An 18,534-nucleotide genomic window follows, 5' to 3' on the forward strand; every position below is an offset into this window, starting at 1 on the left:
ATTTTCGATCAAGGGGATCATGTCAGGCCTTGAGGACATGCGATGGCCAGCCCTCTCAATCGAGGCTGTCGAGGCCGATGTGGTTCTTGGGGTAGCGCTGATGAAGCCACTGGTCCTGATCTGTTCGCAGGATCCGGAGTTCTATCTGGTCCACAGCCACATTCTGGAGGTGGACGGCTTCACGATTCAACTGGCCGGCGGCGTGGAGGAGGCGCTTGCATTGGCCAGTGAACGGGAGCCGAAGGCCGTGGTGCTGGACTGCCAGCCGACAAGCGCGACAGGCTCCACAATCTGCGCCCGGTTCAAGGGGGAGCCCCGGACCGGCGGACTGCCCGTAATTGCGCTGATCGCGCCCGGTGCCGAGAACCAGCACCTCGATCTCTTGAAGGCTGGTATTGACGAGAGCTTTGTGCGGCCCTTCGCGCCGGCCAAGCTGCTCGACTGTCTACGGACGAAGCTGGCGCTGCCGAAGCCGGGTTCAAACGGGATTGAAAACGGCGGCTGGATCTCCTGTGGCGATCTTGAGATAAGGCTCGATGCCCACCGGGTTCGGGGTAATGGCCACGAAGTCCACCTTGGGCCGATCGAGTTCAACCTGCTGCGGCTTTTGCTTGAGAGTCCCGGCAAGGTCTTCACCAGAGACGAGCTGATCAGCGCGGCCTGGCCGGCCAATATCCATGTCGGTGTACGCACCGTTGATGTCCATATCAGCCGGCTCAGAAGGGCGCTCAAGGCGGCCTCCCCCTCCAGCGTCATTCGTACCGTCAGGTCGGCCGGCTACTCGCTCGAGTGGCCGGACGGCTGAATAGCGAACGGATGTAGTGCCACCCCCCATCTCCGTCGTGCTGAGGGCAAATCTTGCGGCTTCGAAACGCGCCTACAGGTACGACATATTCAGAAAGAAGCAGTCAAATGGCTTTCAGAAGCGTACTCAGTGTGACGGGAGCTGACCACTCCGATCAGGATGTCAGAACAGCTGCCAGCTTGTGTGCCGAAGTCGGCGCATATCTTTCCGTACTGGTGATGTCGCCTCCGCCGCTTCGCTGTGTCGCCTCCGCCGCTGGGCGATGGCATTCCCGAGTGGCCTGGACAACGCGCACACGCAATTGCCGCACTGGAAAACGGTATAGGCAAATCGAGAGATTTTCACAGGACATGGCCAGACTGGAAACAGCATCCAGGGAAATTCAGAAACAGCTGAGGGCCATGCGGCTTTGCTATGACGTCGATACAGACTACTGCGATCAGGCCAGCGTCGGTGATGCGGTGCGACAGCGGGCGCTCTGCACCGACCTGACAATCATCGGCCCCGCACTTCTCAACGACACTAGTCTCGGACCTCTTGTTATCAACGGCAGCTTGTTCGATACGGGAAAGCCGGTGCTTGTCGTACCGAAGGGCGCTGAGGCGACTCTGTCGCCACGGCGCGTGCTGGTCGGATGGGATTCGCGCGTCGAGGCGTCCCGTGCGGTTCGGGAAGCGCTGGATATGCTATCCGGTGCTGAGGAAGTTCGTGTCATATTAGTCGATCCGGAGGCGACCTGCACCGGAAACGGCGCCGAGCCGGGAGCCGACATCGCTGCCTATCTCACTCGGCACGGTGCTCGGGTGTCGGTTGACCGGCTGGCGAGCGCCGGCAAACCGGTGGCCACTGTGCTCGCGCAGCACGCAATCGATACGTCTGCCAACATGATAGTCATGGGCGCTTATGGCAGCCGACGGCAGCGCGAGCGGCTCTTCGCTGGCGTCACAAGATGGATGGTGGGGGAAGCCGCCATTGCCTGTTTTGGCTCGCTGAGGGGTTCCGAAGCAGCACCGATGCTGTTCGAAACTCTACTCCCTTGGTCACTATCCTGATGCCAAGGCGGAGAAAGGTCGCGGCAAACGCGCAAGATTCGCGAAGTTCTTCGGAGCCAATCTGCACGCGCCGTCGCCGAGAACATCCCGGACGTCTGTTTGATAGCGCGCGTTCGCGGGGCTGCTCGCTTGAGTTAATCCGAGTGCGGAGACCAACGGCTGGACAGAGGTATTGGCACTCCTCAATGCAGTCAAAACCAGGGCTTCGCAGGTCGGCGTCAGGTCAAGAAAGAGAGTCGTTTCCGCGCGGCAGGCCGAGTTCGGACCCGTAGCGGCATCGCATGGGCGCTATCCCGATCTCCTCAACTTGGCCGGGAGCTGAACAACGCGATGACCATGCCGTGGCCGAGGCCCTCAACTTCGAGTCGGGACGGTCGGGCTCTTGCCGGAGTCGGCGGGAATTGATGGCATCAATCAAGTTGTCATCGCCTGGGATGGTAGCCGGGTTAGCAGCGAGGACGGCCGCGTCTTCAGTGTTTTCATTCTGTCCGGCCCGGCCCGCGTGGCGACCGAGCGGTCTTTGGGGCTGGTCAATTCCGACAACGCTCACATTCGCACCAGGGCGGTCCCTGTAGCGCCTCAGCACAGGGAACACAGAAAATATCGGCACAAAGCAGGAATCCCGCAGAGTGCACCGACCGGCACATGCCGGCACTCCTCCTGGCCTTTTCGCCACGATCATCATCGTCATCTGACGATGCGGTATTGGCGAGTTGCAGCTGGACGGCTTCGTCGTGAAGAACTCCTATGACACCAGCCAGGAATTCAATCGCAAGGCGGATGAGGGCAGGGCGCAGGCGGCGCTCGGATGGAGCGGCTCCTTGCAATCGCAAATGGCGAGATCCGCTAACGCCGCCGGACCGGAACGGCAAGATTCTCAAGCCGGTGGCGTGAAGCGGACGATGATGACGAGCCTGGCGGTAGCCAACGCAGCCATGATGCCCACGGCCTCGTCCCTCGGCCCGAACGCATATTGAGTCGTCCGGGCCACGCTTTTCTGCCGGCGCGAAGCGGTGAAACGTGTCCAAAAACTGACAGCGGCAGAAAACATGTCGGGTTCAATACAACCCGGCCATCTTGGCAGATCGAGGCTTTTGAACGCGAAATCATGGGGTCACTGCGCGCTGAGCGCGCTGGCACGGCCTTTGCGAATTGAGATGCGGCAACACTGAGGGAAGGCTGGCTGCACGCAGACGCGCGTGACGAGCGATGCTCTCCTCTCCTTGAACCCGTGTGCCCCTCTCTAAGAGGGAGACAAGCTCGCGCCTGAAGTCGCGCAACCTTTGGCCATAGCTTTGGAGAGCAACATGGTATTGCAAATGGAGTCACCGGCTCCTTCGATCAAAGTGGAGAACTGGCTGCGTGGCGAGCCCCTCACCAACTTCCAGCCCGGCAAAGTGTATATCGTCGAATTTTGGGCAACTTGGTGCGGACCATGTGTGGCGGCGATGCCCCATCTGGTGCAGCTCCAGGAGAAATACAAGGACAGCGGACTTGAGGTCGTCGGAGTCGCGGCCGATGAAGATGCTCCAACGGCCGTCGAGGCCCAAACCAAGTTGGACGCGTGGTTGACCGAAAAGTGCTCGAATCTGAACTTTCGGATCGCGTTCGACTACACAGGCGAAATGAACAAGCTTTGGATGGAACCCAGCTTTTCTGTCGGGATTCCGACCTCGTTCGTGGTCGACCGAGACGGCCACATCGCCTTTATCGGTCACCCGACGGAACTCGATGAGGTCTTGCCGAAAGTGCTTAACGGCAGCTGGCGCACCAGCGATCAAGCGAAATCCGCCGATACAGAGCGGATCGCCAAAAACGAACCCATAGTGCGCGAACAAGCGTTGAAGAAGCCGATCAATGACAGATTTTGGGCGGCGCTGAAGACAGAGGATTGGAAGACGGCGCTCTCGGCGATCGAAGAGGGCATTGCTTTGTTGCCGGACAACCTCAATTTCCGCCTGGCTCATGCGAATCTGGTGCTTCACAAAATGCACGACATGTGGACCGGCTTGCCCCTCATGCACCAACTGGTTCGCGACGCGATCGACAGAAACTCCGAGGACTGGATGATCGCGGCGCTAGACCAACTCTTCCATCCGAACCTTGACCATTCGCGCTTTCCGTCTCCTGAGCGCTTCGCGATAGGCAAAGAGCTGTCCGAACACGTGCTGGCACTGAATCCCCCGCAAGGCGACAGCCCAAAGTTTTGGTCTTATCCGGCAGTCGCTCGGTATTATCATCAGAGCGGCAACAAAAATCGCGCGATCGAGTTGGTCGAGCTGGCACTGAAGTCGCTGGACGGTCCGGAGCCTATCCCTGACGAACTGAAAGAGCACCTTCTACCGGAGTTGCTACAGGCCTTGGCCAACTACAAGGATGAGAAGGTTTGTCACGGCGCTCTCTGCGCGGCACCGCAAAATAATTTTTTGCCGAAGGTGTCAAAGCGCCGCCCGTAAAAGGGGGTGATGGTTGGAATGTGTACTGGCCAATTCGTCCATTTCCCTGGCGCGGCCGCAGCAAGTCGGGTCCATGCAGCACAGTGTGGATCGCTTGCAGCGGGTTCGAGGCTCCAATCTTGCGATGACCTCCGGCCGCATCACGGCGGAAGCGATGCTCGACGCGAATTCCGGCCGGGGTGGAAGACCTCGCAGTCGAGGGCGTGTTCAAGGTCGGCCACTGGGACATCGATTGCGTGGAATCGGCCGCCCCGAGCCGGGCGCTGCGCAATTGTGGCCGAAGTAGGCGTCCCCGAAAAAGAAATCGTCCATCGAGGAAGAGGACTGCAATGAGGAGAATATGAAAATGCCTGAAGCCGCGGTCAGCCCTGCTGTCAACGAGGACGAGGCGGCGCTTGCCACCCCGTTCGTAAAATGCCTCGTGCGGCTGATCCGTGCTCAGGAGTCCTACGGCTCATGGGAAGGCAATCGGACGCCACGCTGCTGGCCGACTTCATCGTCACGAAGGAACAACGTCGTGCACTCCCCACCATAGGGGATCCCGATCCGGCCGTGCTGTGGAGGCTCGATATGTTCTACACCGCCGTGGGGCTTGCGATCGAGGAGCGCTCCGGCCCGGTGACATCGCCAATGATGGAGATGAAACCAATGGGGGCTTCGGACGATTGCTTTTCACGGCCGGGCGGTTGGTCGCTCTGTCGAGACATCCTCCGGTTCGGCTTCGAGACGTTCAGGAAGCTCGCGGAGGCCGGTACGAAACTGGTCGACGATGCGACTGCAGCCATTGAAGCCTATCCCGACGTGACACGGGCGTGAAGAAACAGATTTCGAGGAAGGATCTATGTCAAAGCTAGATGAGATGCGGAAGAAAGTCCGAAAGCTTCAGCTGCGCGCGGCAGTTACCAAGATGAAACTGCGCGACCTTGCAGAGGATCTCCCGGGAAAATGGACGGAGATAGAGGAAGTTGCCCAGGAAACGTCGGCCGTTTTTGCCGAGTTGGATGGTGCCAAGAGAGCGCTCGCTGCAATGAAGAAGTTACGATGACGAGCACATTTATCACCCGCGACGGCTCCGGATGGGTACCGGAATATCTCACCGCTATAGATGGCACGACCTGCATCGGCTGCGGCCGCTGTTTCAAAGTCTGCTCTCGCGAGGTCATGCATCTTTACGGCGTCGATGACGCGGGTGAAATCCTCGGCGCCTGCGACGGTGAAGACGACGATTTCGATGGCGAGTTCAATCGCATGATCATGGTCGTCGACCATCCCGGCCGCTGCATTGGCTGCGGAGCCTGCGCCCGGGTCTGCCCGAAGAACTGCCAGACCCATGTTGCGGCCGACAATGTCGCTGCATGATCTGGTGGACAATCCAGGAGAACGGCATTGCCCTTCAGAATCTTCTGTCGCGTCCTGGGAATGGTCCTTTGCAGCACCGCTCTGACCGTCTATTTCGCTTCTCATTCCATCCGCACAGTAGTCGTCACGACGCTGGCTTGTTCGCTGCTCCTTCAGCTGGCGTATTTCGCAAGCGTGCTCTTTCTGATCTGGCGGTCTGGCCGCGTTAGCCGAGCTCGCCAAAGGGCTGAGCATTTCGACAGTTGCAAGGAAGTTGTATCCGAGCCAGACCTTGATGAGGTGACGAATGAATCCGCAAATTTGCTCCCGCGCGATCAAATGCTGGCCATATCGCTGCTGCTGCCTTGAGGCGCCATGACAAGGTCAGTGCTCAAGCTGGCAAACTTTGGACCAACCACAAACATTGAGCAGATATTAGAAGGAATACTGTGCTTGAGTTGGTGACCGCAATCCGGTCATTGTAGTTTAATCCAGGAGATACAGTTCTTGCATCCCATACGCATTGGTTCTCTCGCAGGCCGGTGTGCGGTTGCTACTCTCAATGACGAATGAGCCGCTGGAAATCGTAATAGGACTCTTCTGGCGCCGGAAATGCAGAGGACGTCAAATCAAAGACGCCTCTAGATGAATCGTGAATGGCTCATTCAGCTCCATCGCGTGTTGCCGGAGAGAAAATGCTCGAAAAGTTCGGACGCTATCCGCTCACATTTGGACCCACGCCCATCGAGAAGCTCGACCGCCTCTCCAAGCATCTGGGGGGCAAGGTGGAAATCTACGCCAAACGCGAGGACTGCAACTCCGGTCTCGCGTTCGGCGGAAACAAGCTCCGCAAGCTCGAATACATCATCCCCGACGCGATCGCGTCAAATGCTGATACGCTCGTCACCATCGGCGGCGTGCGGTCCAACCATACGCGCATGGTCGCCGCGGTCGCTGCCAAGATCGGCATGAAATGTCTCTTGGTTCAGGAGAGCTGGGTACCCCATGAGGATGCCGTCTACGACCGGGTCGGCAACATTCTCTTGAGCCGGACCATGGGAGCAGAAGTACGCCTCGTCGACAGGGGCTTCGATATCGGCATCCGCCGCAGTTGGGAACAGGCGCTCGACAAGGCCCTACCCGATACCGGCCGGGGCCTCAGTTCACAAATATGGGGGGCTTGGGTACGTTGGGTTCGCGGAGGAGGTGCCCAGGAGAAACAGCTTGGGTTTGGCTTTGACTACATCGTCGTTTGCACGGTCACGGGCTCGACGCATGCCGGCATGCTCGTTGGCTTCGCCAAGGACGGTCGACAGCGCAACGTGCTCGGCATCGATGCCTCCGCCACCCCCGCCCAAACCAAGGCGCAGGTGCTGGCTATTGCTCAACATACAGCGGAGCTCGTCGATCTCGGAATAGAACTGGTCGAGGATGATGTGGTCTTGCTCGAGGAGTACGCTTACCCCCACTATGGCATTCCGTCTCCGGAAACCAAGGATGCTATCCGTCTGTGCGCGCGGCTCGAGGGCATGATTACCGATCCCGTTTACGAGGGCAAATCGATGTAAGGGATGATCGACCTCGTTCAGAAAGGCTTTTTTGCTGAAGGTTCGAGGATTCTTTTCGCGCATCTCGGCGGTGCGCCGGCGATCAATGGCTACGGTTACACCTTTCGCAACGGCTGACCCGTACGGGCCCCGTCAGCAACGACCCGGCTGGGACTCGCCGCGACGGTTGCCGGCCGCGGAACTGATGCATCTGGAGCGGTCGGCGCAATCGCCTATAGATATCGCCACGAACTTCACACAGTTGGCGACGCTGGCGGACAGCGCCCAAAATCCGTACTGCGTTGGATCCTGCATTCCCGGCGGATCCCAGACGGCAGTCACTCGGCCGTGGCGGGCCTGATTGCCCGGCGCATTCCGCCCGCGTTGGCCGGGGCGGGTTTGCCGATGAGATCGTGAAGACAATGAAGAGCGCTGAGTCCGTGAAAGCGATCTGTTCTCCGGGTCAACCGCCGTGGGTGCGAGGCTGAGGATCGCCGGCTCAATGCCGTGTGGGAAATCCACCGTGAGCGCGTCAGACCAGCGGACCTCGCTCGCGACAGCAACAGCGTTATCGGAGACTTGATGCGCAGTGTGTTTCAACTCTTATCTCGCGATCTCTCGCCCGCTTTTCACAAAAAACATCGCAAGATGGGATAATCCGAAACTGGGATTAGTCGGTGAGCCGGTTCCTCCTTGGCCGGTTCCCCTGATGTCAGATCGCTTCGATCGCCTCGCCAGCGCCGGCTGCTGAAAGAGCTGGTTTTGCAGCGCGCAAGAAGGCCTGACCCGGCCCCTGTCGCGGACATGCGCGGGCTCCCACAATCGTTCGTAGCAAAGTGTGAGGGCGGCGAACGCCGCCTGGACGTCATTGAGGTTCTGGATCTGACCGAAGTGCTTGAGGTCGATGCCTGCGAACTGCAGGGGCTACGTCATCACCGCGACGCTATTAGACGTTCCAATTGGTCAGCCGCCTCCTGTCGGCTTAATGGGCCGAGGCGGGAGCCATGGAATTTGGCCCCGTTCATTCAGCTCAAGCCAGGATACGCGAAATGATCCGTCCGGGATGGTGATCCCGTCGCGCAGGAAACGGACATCCCACGCTGCGGCACAAGCTCACGAACCAAACGGCTTTCTGGGTTACAGCGGGGCGGAGCACTTCGCGCGAGCGCTCTTTTCGCGGCACCTTTGGTCCTGCTTTCATCATGGTTCATGGCCAATGCCGCTTCCGAGCGGGCCCAGAAACCCAAGTGAGCCGATGTCCCGAGCCTGGCCCCTGACGAATTCACCATGACCGGGCGATCGTCTCAGTCTAAAACCTGGCTCGGCATGCCTGCATGGAATACGCGAACCGGGCTCTCGCTCAGATCGAAGTGGATGCGGCAGACATCATGATCGAATGCGAATCCTCTGGTTCGAGAGCGGCGACAGCGTTGTCATTCGTAAGCTGGTCGCAAGGGCTTGGCTCGCTCCATATTGGTCCTCGGCGCGAAGCTCAGCGCAGGCACGACTGTCACGCCGGCTTAGGCTTGTGTCCAGCCGTCGCAAAAAGCGTGTCTGAATCTTGTGCGACTACCGCCCCAGGGCCCTGTTTCCAGACGAGATAAACCACCGCCAAGGAGTATGCGACCTGCATAGCAAAACGCACAGACCAGCTTGCACAAACACGGCGGTGAACGGGCCGGTCAGGCAATACGTCGCGATCGCGAAAACGGCCAAAGTGCCGATCATGCCGCTGATAAATCGGGCTGCGGCCATTTCTTCAATCCCGTCTTTCGTTTGCCAAGCCGTCGGCTGCTTGAGCCGCGTTTTTGAAGAGCACGAACACGTAGTCTTCGCTCGAGTCATCACCCTGACATCGCACACGCAGCAGCTGAGACAGCTTCGGGTTCAACGTGGCTATCGCGCTCTCGGCACCCGCAAAATTGCCCCAGTGCCGGCGGATTGAATCGCGCGCCGATCCGAAAATCAGATGACCGTCCGGAGCAAGCATGCCAACCAGATTTTCGGTCGCCGTTGGCAGTTCGGCTATGCTCGGAAAATGGCAAAGCAGGTCGGTCAAGACGATCAGGTTGAACAACTCGTTGCCTGACCACCGTTGCTCCTCGTAGACCGCCCAATCGATGTGCGAGAAACCCTGCATGCGCAGGCGCGTCAGAGAAAGCGTTTGCGGCTCGACGTCCATGACCGTGAGCCGTTCGCAATGCGGCGCCAGCTCTTTCGTGAAAGCCCCGGTCCCGCACCCGACCTGAAGCCCGTGCGTTATGGGGCCTGCGCAAAGTGCGAGCCGCAACAACTGCCTGTTGCATTTGCGCTTAAAGGCGCTCGCCTCGACCTGCCAGGGATTGCTTTCGGGTAATTCCAAACGCAACAGTTGATCGTCGTGTGTCAATGATGAGCCCTTGCCATTTTTTGCGCGCATCGGCCGAAAGCTGCGTCAGCGGTACCTGTCCCTAGCGGGCAACCTGGGGCGGCATGCGGCATGCGAAATGGCCTTATATTCCCGGAGAACTCCGAACCTGACGGTATCGGAGTTAGAGAGTTGTTGTCCGGATTGTCTTTTGCAGCGAAGAAGATGCGGGATGGCCATAAGATGGCCTGCGGGCCAGGGTTTTTGTCGGGCAGCGCGAACCGGAGGCGGAGCGCGTTGTCCAATGGGGAGAGGAAGAGGAGTGAGATCTTGTACCGCCACGCAGAGCGTCCTGATCCATCGCGCCTGAGAGCGCACGAACAGACCTTCTACGGCCACTTCCTGAAGCACGGGGTACGCTCGTTCGCTTGCCATCGATTTATCAGCAGATATTTGTAGCCATCTCTAATTTACAACGATCGATCGGAACAATGGATTGTATGGATAAAAGACATCGAGCGGTGGATGCCTGAACGGACTTGAATGAACAGCTCGCGATCCCTCGTGAGGTATTGTCTCGTTCGAGCGAGCACTTCGGGAAGTTCACGCAGAGCCACACAGCCATCGCAATTCGGAGCCCTCATGTCTCGGCTTCCGCGGCCCAACGTTCGCTACCGCCGAGCTATGACATGAGGCCTGCGTCGCCGGGCGGCCAAGCCCGACGTGTGTACTGACCAGCAATGTGCCGATCGCGCTGATGCGCAGTTCGGGGACGCCCTCGACAACGTGGCATATGCTGGACGAGGAATTGGATCGCATAGTGCCAACTCCCCTCACGTGCTCCGGATTGAAGCTCCTGGGCAATCTTCACAAGGCTGGTCCGAGTCCATGCGCGCCTTGATATCTTCACAGCGGTCGCGTCTTTCTGCGAAAAGTACGGCACGTTGCCTCACACGGTTCCCAAGCGACGTCCTGTTCAGCCTTCTTGCCCGCGGCTTTATCGGCCTCCGTTCCGCGGCCATTGATTTGCCTGCCGGTCAAGTCGCGCGGGCTCACTTTGGATTCGCTTCGGTAAGGCGGCGCCGTCGCGAGCGCTATCTCAGCACCTGCCGCACGTGATCGCTCACGCCGGTGCTCCAGCAGATGCAGCCGATGATGAGAAGGCCGTTGAGGCGCCGCCAAGCCATCTCCAGGAGGACCTCGACGATGAGGGCACCACGCTGTGGCACACGACCGGTTCGATACCGCTCAGGTCTCTGCCGTTTAGCAGTGACCAAGCGTCTTCCAAGCTCTGTGGTGAGGCGGCCGGCCATGTCGACGGCCAGAATTTCGCCGCCCGGCAACCCGGCGACGCGTATCGCACTCATCCTTCTGCCAGAATAGGGCTGGGATAGCTCTCGCGTGCTCGCGATGGTTAGTCCGTTTGTGAGAAACACGACAGTATCAGCTCGAAACACGACAGTGTCAGCTCCGAGACACGAGTGCGTCGGATGCGAATGGTGCCGTTCCCAATGTTCTTCCCGTTGGCACGACAAATGCAACGCTGCTGGCAGAGCGTCCGGAGGGCGAGCGATGACCAATCATTGCGCGCGCGAACCGAGCTACCCGGTGTCACTTATCAGGAGAGAACAAATGACAAAACTGCGGATGGCTACGGCACAGGGTGCAACAGCGCTCATCGTCGTTATGGGAATAAGCCAGCAGGCCTTGGCAGCAGACCCTGTGCAACCTTACATCGCACAGGACCAAGGGCCGGTTGAGACGTCGAGCCCATGGCAGATCCGCGTGCGCGCGTTGGGAGTGAAGACCAACGATTCAGGTTACGTCGGCGGGATTGCCGGTTCCAATCTCTCCTATTCAGACACCATAACCCCGGAATTCGACATCTCCTATTTCTTCACAGAAAACATCGCTGCCGAACTCATACTTGCCACCACCTCCGCCAATGTCGATGGCACCGGAGCGATCGGCGCGCTGGGGAATGTCGGCAAAGTATGGGTGCTGCCGCCCACGCTCACGCTGCAATATCATTTCACCCACTTCGGGCGCTTCCGACCTTATGTTGGAGCCGGCCTGAACTACACCGTCTTCTACAATCAGAGTGTCGGCAGCGCCGCTGCTCTCCATGTGAAGAACACCTTTGGCGCCGCGCTGCAGGTTGGCTTCGATTACATGCTGGATCAGCATTGGGGGCTCAACTTCGACGTCAAGAGGCTTTTCCTCGAACCAGATTTTACTGTCAAAGTGGCTGGCACCGATCTGAAGGGCAAGGCCAAGCTTGACCCCTGGTTGATTGGTGCAGGCGTCACATACCGCTTCTGATGGAAGGCTGTATGCGGGCGAAAAGGCCTGTTGAAAGATAAGGACTGAACTGATGCCGTTGGCCCATATCGCTCAGCCGAGGCCGAGCGATATGGCCGCTACTGATCTGCAGTGCTGGTCCCGGCCCGACCTGTTCGAGGCCTTGGTCGGCGTTTCCCTGGCCAATGGTCGTGTTGCTGCATCGGGGGCTGGTAGCGAGTCTGGCAATCAGCGACGCCAGGCTAGCTGCTTTTGTGCCCACCTCAAGCCTTGTAGCGGTTCGGATTGGGCCGTCATCCTTCAGGAAATGTGGCGAACTCACGCGGATGCCTGTCAGTTGTTGTCGGCAGGCTCAAGAACGTCTGGCGAATATGCGCTGCAGCCGATCAGCCGCTGTCCGGAGTTCGACAGCACTGTCAGACAGCGAACCAAGGCAATTTTTCTTCCCAAATAGAAAGAGCGCTTACAAATTGATCACGGTCATAGTGTTAGTAGAGCTTGATCGAATGTGCCTTGATCTCGTCGAAAGATTCAAGCGCATGATGCAAGCCTCCACGGATGTAACTCAGTGCTACCAGACCACCGGTAGCGCCGACTTCGTGCTAATTCTGGCTGTGGATGACGTCGAAGCGTTCAAGTCGTTTGTTAAGACGAAGCTAAATACTGATTCGAATGTACGAAGCTTCAAGAGCATGATCGCCCTTGACCGTACCAAAATTGAGCCACGGTCCACCCTATAGCTTTCGCTCGACTGCGCGGATGTAATCGCTCATGCAGAAGGCACACACCGCCAAATCATCACCAATCGCCTCTAATGAGCAAAGTGACCGCTTCACCTCGCCGACGCAACAGACCACGGGTTGGCGTAATCCGGGGCAGCTCCTGGAGTCCTTTCACCGGCCGTCCCCAGAATCTGCCTCCTTCGGCGATGGGCAGCTCCGAGCGTTAGATGTTGGATAGGCATCTTCAGAACTGCAGCCATCTTCAGCGCCGACAGAAGTTGAGAGCTTGGTGTACCGTTTGCCGGCCCCGATTAAGGGCAAACAGTATCACACATTGATCAAACGGCGTCCTCTCGCCGGCCAACGCGTTTCGCCGGGTGCTCCATGCCTCGCGGCCCGCAAATAAACAGCGCAACAGGTCTTACAAAGTGATTTCACAGAAGTTTTGCGAACGGCACGCGCTGCCAATGCTATGTTCATCGAACGCAGCGAAGACGACACGTACTCAGAAGGATAACACGAACGAACCACGAGTAAGGTCCGATGAGCGTCGGCCCGGTGTCATCTAGGAGCACGCTCATTGCACTTTAAGAGAAACTAATATGACTATCCAAAAGTCGATATACTCCATACGTATACGAAGAGAGCCGAGCGCGTCGACGAAAGAACTTCTCGAAGCGGCCGCTAATGAAGTTTGGAGGCCATACATGTCCCACCAGACGTTCGACGGCGCCGACCCGGCTCAGAAAATAGCCGATGATCGGCATGAGCCAAGGATTCACCCCAGCAGCGCTCTTTGTTGCGGTACATTCGGCGAGTTGCTGCAAGGGCAACTTCCGGTGGGCGCTGTTCCCCGGGATTCTCACTTTCTGGTCACGATGCCGATCGCGCTCTTTGCGAGGGCTCACTTCACGCCGATTGCGGACACACGATCGGTGACTGTCTATCCGTCCCATAAACTCAAGGCAAAACGGCTAGCTGAGAACCTCGTGCGTGCACTCGGCGCCTCAGGAGGAATTCTGCTTTTGCAATCGGAACTCCCCGAAGGCAAAGGATTGGCAAGTTCGTCCGCGGATCTTGTTGCGGCTGCACGGTCAATCGCGCGCTCCTTCAACCGTAGAATCTCCACGTCATTGATCGAGAAACTAATGGCGGAGATCGAGCCATCTGATGGAGTGATGTACCCAGGGGTAGTCGCCTATCAGCAGCGAGAATGTAGCCTTCTCTCCTTCCTTGGGCAAATGCCGCCGCTCGCGATTGTGGGCATCGATGAAGGAGGGACGATGGAAACCGTCGACTATGATCAACGGCGAGGTGAAACCTCGGCCAACTACAGGGCAAAATATCACGAATTGATGGACCGCGCGAGGACAGCAATTTCGGAGGGTGATACGGCCGCAATAGGCAGCATCGCCACGACCAGTTCGCTCTTGCATCAGGAGCGGGTTCCAAAGAAGCATCTCGATTCAATGCTGAATGCATCCGAGGCTACTGACGCTCTTGGGGTCATAGTCGCGCATAGCGGCACGATGAGTGGAATCTTGCTTGATCGAATGGCAGCTGACTTTCCGAGGAAGCTTCGGTGCGTTCTGGCTCACATATCGGCATTCAACGACTCGCCAAAAATATATCTAACGATGGCTAACTTCCAGTGACCCGAAGTAGTATGAAAACGATCCGAGTATGCCAGTCATTCTCCAGGTACTCTGATGCCTATGTTCTTCCAAGAGTCATAAAGTGTGAGACAAACCTTTATATTGCGCTATTTTCGTTTATGAAACTTCTTCCAGCGAAGTACATTATTGAGCAAGCCATGGAGAGGGGAAATCTGACGCACGGCATGAAAGTTATCGAAACATCAAGCGGAACTTTTGCGCTAGGATTAGCAGTGGTATGCCGGGAATATGGCCTACAGCTTGAAGTTTTCACAGACCCAGTGATGGACAAGGGTCTAGAAAATAGGCTTAATTCATTGGGGACACAAGTTTTCACGATAACTGAAAAAGCGAAGCAGGGTGGTTATCAAAGAAGCCGTCTTGACGCCTTAGACGCCAGGATGAGACAGTTGGGCCACTTCTGTTTCTGGCCCCAGCAGTACGAAACACCCGACAACCCAGCAGCGTATAAGCTGTTCGCCGACCAGATCACGGAGACCTTGGACCCCGGCGTAACTTTGGTGGGTTCTGTAGGGTCAGGCGGCTCTACTTGCGGAACGATAGAGCGCCTTCGCCAAACGGCGCCTGGCGCACGCCTGATCGGAGTGGACACGTTCAATAGCGTAATTTTCGGCCAAGAGGATGGCGAACGCAAACTGCGGGGGCTGGGGAACAGCCTTGTCCCAAAGAACGTGAAGCATGAACTGTATGATGAGGTGCATTTCATCTCTGCTCCGCTCGCATTTGCTGCCACACGAACCCTGCATGAGCGGCACGCCGTCTTCGCCGGTCCGACGTCCGGGGCAAGCTACATCGTGGGGCGGTGGCGCGCTCGACAGTATCCAGAAGAGACCATAGTCGTCATTTGCCCCGATGAAGGGCACCGCTACGTCGAAGCTGTATACGATCGCGGGTGGCTCAAGCAGAACGGATGTCTAAACGAAGGTGATCTGCTGGATGCACCGGCGACCGAAAATCATCCGTCGACGGCTCTCCCACCATGGAACCGATATCTTTGGGGACGGAAAAGCCGAGAAGCTGTCTTAAACGCCAGGAGCAAGTTCGATGAGCCGAGGTAGCTTCCTTTTCGTAGAAAGCAACACGACGGGCACCGGCGAGCTATTGTTAAAGCAGGCCGGAGCCTTGGGCTTTGAAGCGTATCTCGTTGTACACAATCGAGCGCGCTACCCGTTTCTGAAAGACTCCCCAGCGGCTCACGTGATCGAAGCTGAGACGCGCAATGCGGATGAGCTTATCGGCGTCGCCAGCAAAATAGGGGGGCTGAAGGGAATATACTCGTCCTCCGATTATTTTGTGGAAGCAGCCTCAATTGCCGCGGCCGCGATGGGTCTACCAACAGCGAATTCTGCGGCTATAGCCACGTGCCGCAACAAATGGAAGCAAGCACTCGAATTGCAGCGACAATCAATCGCGATTCCACCAACGTGGCTGGCCACATCCGTCACAGACGTCAAGAACATCCTCACGCAGGTCGCTCTGCCAGTCGTCGTGAAACCAGTCTCCGGAAGCGGTAGTAGCGGCGTGCGGCTGTGCGATGGTGCCACAGCCGCCACCGAAGCGTTTGAGAGCGCAAAGAACGCATTGGTGGGTCAAGTGGCGCTAACCAGTCCCGACATCCTGGTTCAGCAGTACGTGGAGGGGAAAGAATACTCCGCGGAGATAGTCGCCCACGATGGGGCGCTGCACTGTCTTGGAATTCTTGCAAAGCACAAGGGCCCGGCTCCTTGCTTCGTCGAGGTAGGGCACGACTTTCCAGCTCCACTTCCTGAGCCAGTTCTCCAGGAACTGGCCTCCTTTGCCGGAGTCGCGGTGTCGGCTCTGGGCCTGAATTTCGGACCGGCTCATGTGGAGTTCGTGATAACGCAGTCGGGCCCTGTCATCATCGAGGTCAACCCAAGGCTGGCTGGAGGGATGATTCCAGTCATGCTCTCCCACGCTCTGGGAACGTCAATCCTTGACTTGGTGATTAGACTCTACGCGGGAGAATCGTTCACGCGTCCGCAGAGCAGTGCAAGGGCGGGAGCCATTCGTTTCCGCCTTGCCGATAAGCCCGGCAAGCTCAAACACCTGAGCTTTTCTCAAAGTCCAGACGCGACGGTGGCTGAGGTGGGTCTCCTGAAATCTGAGGGGGAGGAACTTCAAATAAACGGTGATTTCAGAGACCGGGTAGCCTACGCCATAGGAGTTGCTGATGACCTCAATCGCGCAGCCACTGCAGCGGACGGGATGATCAATTCTGTTGTGATCGATACCGGGTCGGCTGCTAGCGACTCGGACACCAAGAAGGTCGTCGGATCAAGCGAGAGCAAGTGGAACCTGCATCCCGAAGCGATGAAGTTGCTCGCCCCGCCAATCGACATTGCGCGTGACGGTCGACTTCTACGGTACCAGGCAACCATAGACGAAGCACATCTCGTGATGCTCGCGGACCAGGGCTTGGTCAGCCAGGCACTGGCTGCCGAACTCCTCACGCACATCTTGGCCCTCCAGCACGAGGGCTTTCAGTGTTTGGAGGGCCGCGATGCTCGGCGTGGGCTCTATCTGGCCTATGAGACCCAACTTGCCGCAAGAGCTGGCCCCGAAAACGCAGGCTGGCTGCACCTTGCGAGATCCCGCAACGACTTGAACGCCACCATTTCGCTGCTGGTGCTTCGGGAAGCTGTGTGTACCATCTCTCAACTGATTGGAACTGCGCAAAATGCCTTGCTTGAGCGAGTGGATGAAGCATCGAGACTTGTGGCGCCGTTGTATAGTCAATATCAGATTGCGCTCCCCGGATCGCCGGGGCACTACCTGCTAGGCGTCTTCTTCGCTCTAACGCGCGAGCGCCAGCGGCTTCACTCGCTGCTGGACGACATTCGGAACTGCCCTATGGGAGCAGGTGCCGGCGGAGGCACCAGCATACCTATAGATCCTTTGAAGACCGCAAATCTTCTGGGATTCGAACTGCCATCGTTCAACTCACTTGATGCCGTCGCAAGCCGCGATCATCACCTGCAAGTACTTTCAGTATTCGCTGGTATTTCGATTTTGCTCGGCCGTGTGGCCCAGGACCTCCAGGTTTGGACGACGCGGGAGTTCGCGTTTATCGACATTCCTGACAATCTTGCTGGCGGCTCTTCCATGCTGCCCCAAAAAAAGAACCCGTTTCTGCTTGAACACATAAAGGGATCGGCAAGCATCGTGATGGGCGCATACGTTTCTGCAGCAACGGCCGCTTGCAAGGCGCCTTTCAGCAACTCGATCGAGGTAAGCAATTACGGCTGCGCTTCGCTAAGCCTCGCAGAAGAAGCGCTAAAGCGCGGCCTAACCCTCACGTCGCTAATCGTGAAGTTAATGTCTTTCCACGTGCGGTCAATGCGTGAAAATCTGGATGACGGCTTACCGATGACAGCCGTCGCTGCAGAACGGATGGCGTCGAGAGGCGTGCCGTTCAGAAAGGCCCACACACTAGTTGGCGAGATCGCGGCAGGCCTGTCACAGGATGGCGGCGTCGCAAAGCGCCGAAGCGAGTTGGCTAGCCGCCTCGCTGACGTGTTGCCTGCAAGTCTTGAAGAGTGCAGGGACGCTCTGCGGTTTGGAGGCGGACCCGCTGAAAGATCAACCAGGGTCCAGGCTTCAGTAGCAAAAACGCTCTTTCGGGACACGCAGCTGAAATGCGCGGACATGCGGGAACGCTGGGCGCGCGCCGAGATGTACCGCAAACGGAGGGTGAAAGAGCTCATCGGGCGGCACAAAGGCATTTGAAGGAGTGATAAATGAATACCGTCGGCGAGGGGGCTCTGCCCCGGTCAGTCAGGACTCCGCGGCACGGCTTCGGCGAAGCCGCGAGATGACACTATGCCATGATAACCGCTCGCGCGGAATGATCTTCTTCTTCCAAGGCTTGCTACGAAGTTATTACAGTAGCTTCGGCTGTGTCTCATTGAAATCCTTCCCCGATATCCTTCGATAGGAACCTTACTCGTCTTGCCGGAAGCCATGTTAACGAGAGGATCTGACAAGCTTGCCAGTTCATCGGTTGTTTGGGCGGCGTGACGGTGAAAGGCAAACGAGATGTATCACTTGAGGCGTCAGGGAGCGTCGTGCAGAGATCAATATGATCAACCAAGCCGACGTCAAAACATCACAAAGGTTACATGCCCAGACTCGCAGCCTACCAACCGGCAGTTTTGTGCATGTGCACCAGTGATAAGATCCAGCGCAAATGGCTCCGGAGCTGTGACCAATGGAACGTCCCACTATAACTGCGGTCTCTCAACTTCATGTGCTGGCAACCGAGTGTCCCAC

Annotated in this window: 16 protein-coding genes; 14 read left to right on the forward strand and 2 right to left on the reverse strand. The window is 57.7% G+C overall.

All coding sequences use genetic code 11. The features are described 5' to 3' along the window. The first annotated feature begins 19 nt into the window (after positions 1–19). The 9 genes from NKJ46_RS22405 (at position 20) to NKJ46_RS22445 (ending at position 7,219) form a co-directional block, all read left to right on the forward strand. A complete protein-coding gene (locus NKJ46_RS22405) occupies positions 20–805 on the forward strand; it encodes a response regulator transcription factor (RefSeq protein WP_352667691.1) in 786 nt (261 codons plus the stop codon). A gap of 107 nt (positions 806–912) precedes the next feature. Beyond that, positions 913–1,857, forward strand: coding sequence for a universal stress protein (locus NKJ46_RS22410; RefSeq protein WP_352667694.1), 945 nt, complete (start codon positions 913–915; stop codon positions 1,855–1,857). 713 nt (positions 1,858–2,570) lie between these two features. Continuing rightward, the gene (locus NKJ46_RS22415; protein WP_352667695.1) at positions 2,571–2,834 is read left to right on the forward strand and encodes a FixH family protein; all 264 of its coding nucleotides are present in this window, start codon (positions 2,571–2,573) and stop codon (positions 2,832–2,834) included. A 330-nt stretch (positions 2,835–3,164) separates the two neighbouring features. Continuing rightward, positions 3,165–4,313 (forward strand): TlpA disulfide reductase family protein, encoded by a 1,149-nt coding sequence (locus NKJ46_RS22420; RefSeq protein ID WP_352667697.1) that lies wholly within the window; start codon positions 3,165–3,167, stop codon positions 4,311–4,313. A gap of 456 nt (positions 4,314–4,769) precedes the next feature. Beyond that, positions 4,770–5,129 (forward strand): DUF269 domain-containing protein, encoded by a 360-nt coding sequence (locus tag NKJ46_RS22425; protein WP_352667699.1) that lies wholly within the window; start codon positions 4,770–4,772, stop codon positions 5,127–5,129. Between the two features lie 25 nt (positions 5,130–5,154). After that, positions 5,155–5,358, forward strand: coding sequence for a CCE_0567 family metalloprotein (locus NKJ46_RS22430; protein WP_352667702.1), 204 nt, complete (start codon positions 5,155–5,157; stop codon positions 5,356–5,358). Next, positions 5,355–5,672: a ferredoxin III, nif-specific gene (gene fdxB, locus NKJ46_RS22435; protein WP_352667704.1), complete on the forward strand. Its 318-nt coding sequence runs from the start codon at positions 5,355–5,357 to the stop codon at positions 5,670–5,672. Before NKJ46_RS22430 ends, fdxB begins: the two co-directional genes overlap by 4 nt. A gap of 27 nt (positions 5,673–5,699) precedes the next feature. Beyond that, a complete protein-coding gene (locus tag NKJ46_RS22440; RefSeq protein WP_352667706.1) occupies positions 5,700–6,020 on the forward strand; it encodes an exopolysaccharide production repressor protein in 321 nt (106 codons plus the stop codon). Between the two features lie 326 nt (positions 6,021–6,346). After that, complete coding sequence (locus NKJ46_RS22445) at positions 6,347–7,219, forward strand: 1-aminocyclopropane-1-carboxylate deaminase (protein ID WP_352667708.1); 873 nt, start codon at positions 6,347–6,349, stop codon at positions 7,217–7,219. Between the two features lie 1,738 nt (positions 7,220–8,957). On the opposite strand, the gene NKJ46_RS22450 is transcribed toward NKJ46_RS22445, so the two are convergent. Together NKJ46_RS22450 and NKJ46_RS22455 are read right to left on the reverse strand one after the other, a co-directional pair. Beyond that, the gene (locus NKJ46_RS22450; protein ID WP_352667710.1) at positions 8,958–9,617 is read right to left on the reverse strand and encodes an SAM-dependent methyltransferase; all 660 of its coding nucleotides are present in this window, start codon (positions 9,615–9,617) and stop codon (positions 8,958–8,960) included. 1,022 nt (positions 9,618–10,639) lie between these two features. Continuing rightward, complete coding sequence (locus tag NKJ46_RS22455; RefSeq protein ID WP_352667712.1) at positions 10,640–10,912, reverse strand: hypothetical protein; 273 nt, start codon at positions 10,910–10,912, stop codon at positions 10,640–10,642. Positions 10,913–11,177: 265 nt separating this feature from the next. Between NKJ46_RS22455 and NKJ46_RS22460 the strand changes: the two genes are divergently transcribed. From NKJ46_RS22460 to NKJ46_RS22480, 5 genes are all read left to right on the forward strand, one after another. After that, complete coding sequence (locus NKJ46_RS22460) at positions 11,178–11,867, forward strand: OmpW/AlkL family protein (RefSeq protein ID WP_352667713.1); 690 nt, start codon at positions 11,178–11,180, stop codon at positions 11,865–11,867. Between the two features lie 350 nt (positions 11,868–12,217). Continuing rightward, a complete protein-coding gene (locus NKJ46_RS22465; protein WP_352667740.1) occupies positions 12,218–12,586 on the forward strand; it encodes an Lrp/AsnC ligand binding domain-containing protein in 369 nt (122 codons plus the stop codon). Between the two features lie 689 nt (positions 12,587–13,275). Continuing rightward, positions 13,276–14,223, forward strand: coding sequence for a GHMP family kinase ATP-binding protein (locus NKJ46_RS22470; protein WP_352667715.1), 948 nt, complete (start codon positions 13,276–13,278; stop codon positions 14,221–14,223). Between the two features lie 11 nt (positions 14,224–14,234). Beyond that, the gene (locus tag NKJ46_RS22475) at positions 14,235–15,302 is read left to right on the forward strand and encodes a cysteine synthase family protein (protein ID WP_352667717.1); all 1,068 of its coding nucleotides are present in this window, start codon (positions 14,235–14,237) and stop codon (positions 15,300–15,302) included. After that, a complete protein-coding gene (locus NKJ46_RS22480) occupies positions 15,289–17,991 on the forward strand; it encodes a lyase family protein (RefSeq protein WP_352667719.1) in 2,703 nt (900 codons plus the stop codon). The genes NKJ46_RS22475 and NKJ46_RS22480 overlap by 14 nt, the downstream gene beginning before the upstream one ends. Positions 17,992–18,534 lie beyond the last annotated feature (543 nt).

The sequence above is a fragment of the Mesorhizobium sp. M0166 genome (assembly GCF_040322255.1).
Taxonomy (GTDB): Bacteria; Pseudomonadota; Alphaproteobacteria; order Rhizobiales; family Rhizobiaceae; genus Mesorhizobium.

Coding starts and splice junctions, on each gene's coding strand:
- NKJ46_RS22405 (WP_352667691.1), top strand. CDS start 20: ATGTCAGGCCTTGAGGACATGCGATGGCCAGCCCTCTCAATCGAGGCT.
- NKJ46_RS22410 (WP_352667694.1), top strand. CDS start 913: ATGGCTTTCAGAAGCGTACTCAGTGTGACGGGAGCTGACCACTCCGAT.
- NKJ46_RS22420 (WP_352667697.1), top strand. CDS start 3,165: ATGGTATTGCAAATGGAGTCACCGGCTCCTTCGATCAAAGTGGAGAAC.
- NKJ46_RS22425 (WP_352667699.1), top strand. CDS start 4,770: ATGGGAAGGCAATCGGACGCCACGCTGCTGGCCGACTTCATCGTCACG.
- NKJ46_RS22430 (WP_352667702.1), top strand. CDS start 5,155: ATGTCAAAGCTAGATGAGATGCGGAAGAAAGTCCGAAAGCTTCAGCTG.
- fdxB (WP_352667704.1), top strand. CDS start 5,355: ATGACGAGCACATTTATCACCCGCGACGGCTCCGGATGGGTACCGGAA.
- NKJ46_RS22445 (WP_352667708.1), top strand. CDS start 6,347: ATGCTCGAAAAGTTCGGACGCTATCCGCTCACATTTGGACCCACGCCC.
- NKJ46_RS22450 (WP_352667710.1), bottom strand. CDS start 9,617: ATGCGCGCAAAAAATGGCAAGGGCTCATCATTGACACACGACGATCAA.
- NKJ46_RS22455 (WP_352667712.1), bottom strand. CDS start 10,912: ATGAGTGCGATACGCGTCGCCGGGTTGCCGGGCGGCGAAATTCTGGCC.
- NKJ46_RS22460 (WP_352667713.1), top strand. CDS start 11,178: ATGACAAAACTGCGGATGGCTACGGCACAGGGTGCAACAGCGCTCATC.
- NKJ46_RS22465 (WP_352667740.1), top strand. CDS start 12,218: ATGCGCTGCAGCCGATCAGCCGCTGTCCGGAGTTCGACAGCACTGTCA.
- NKJ46_RS22470 (WP_352667715.1), top strand. CDS start 13,276: ATGTCCCACCAGACGTTCGACGGCGCCGACCCGGCTCAGAAAATAGCC.
- NKJ46_RS22475 (WP_352667717.1), top strand. CDS start 14,235: ATGAAAACGATCCGAGTATGCCAGTCATTCTCCAGGTACTCTGATGCC.
- NKJ46_RS22480 (WP_352667719.1), top strand. CDS start 15,289: ATGAGCCGAGGTAGCTTCCTTTTCGTAGAAAGCAACACGACGGGCACC.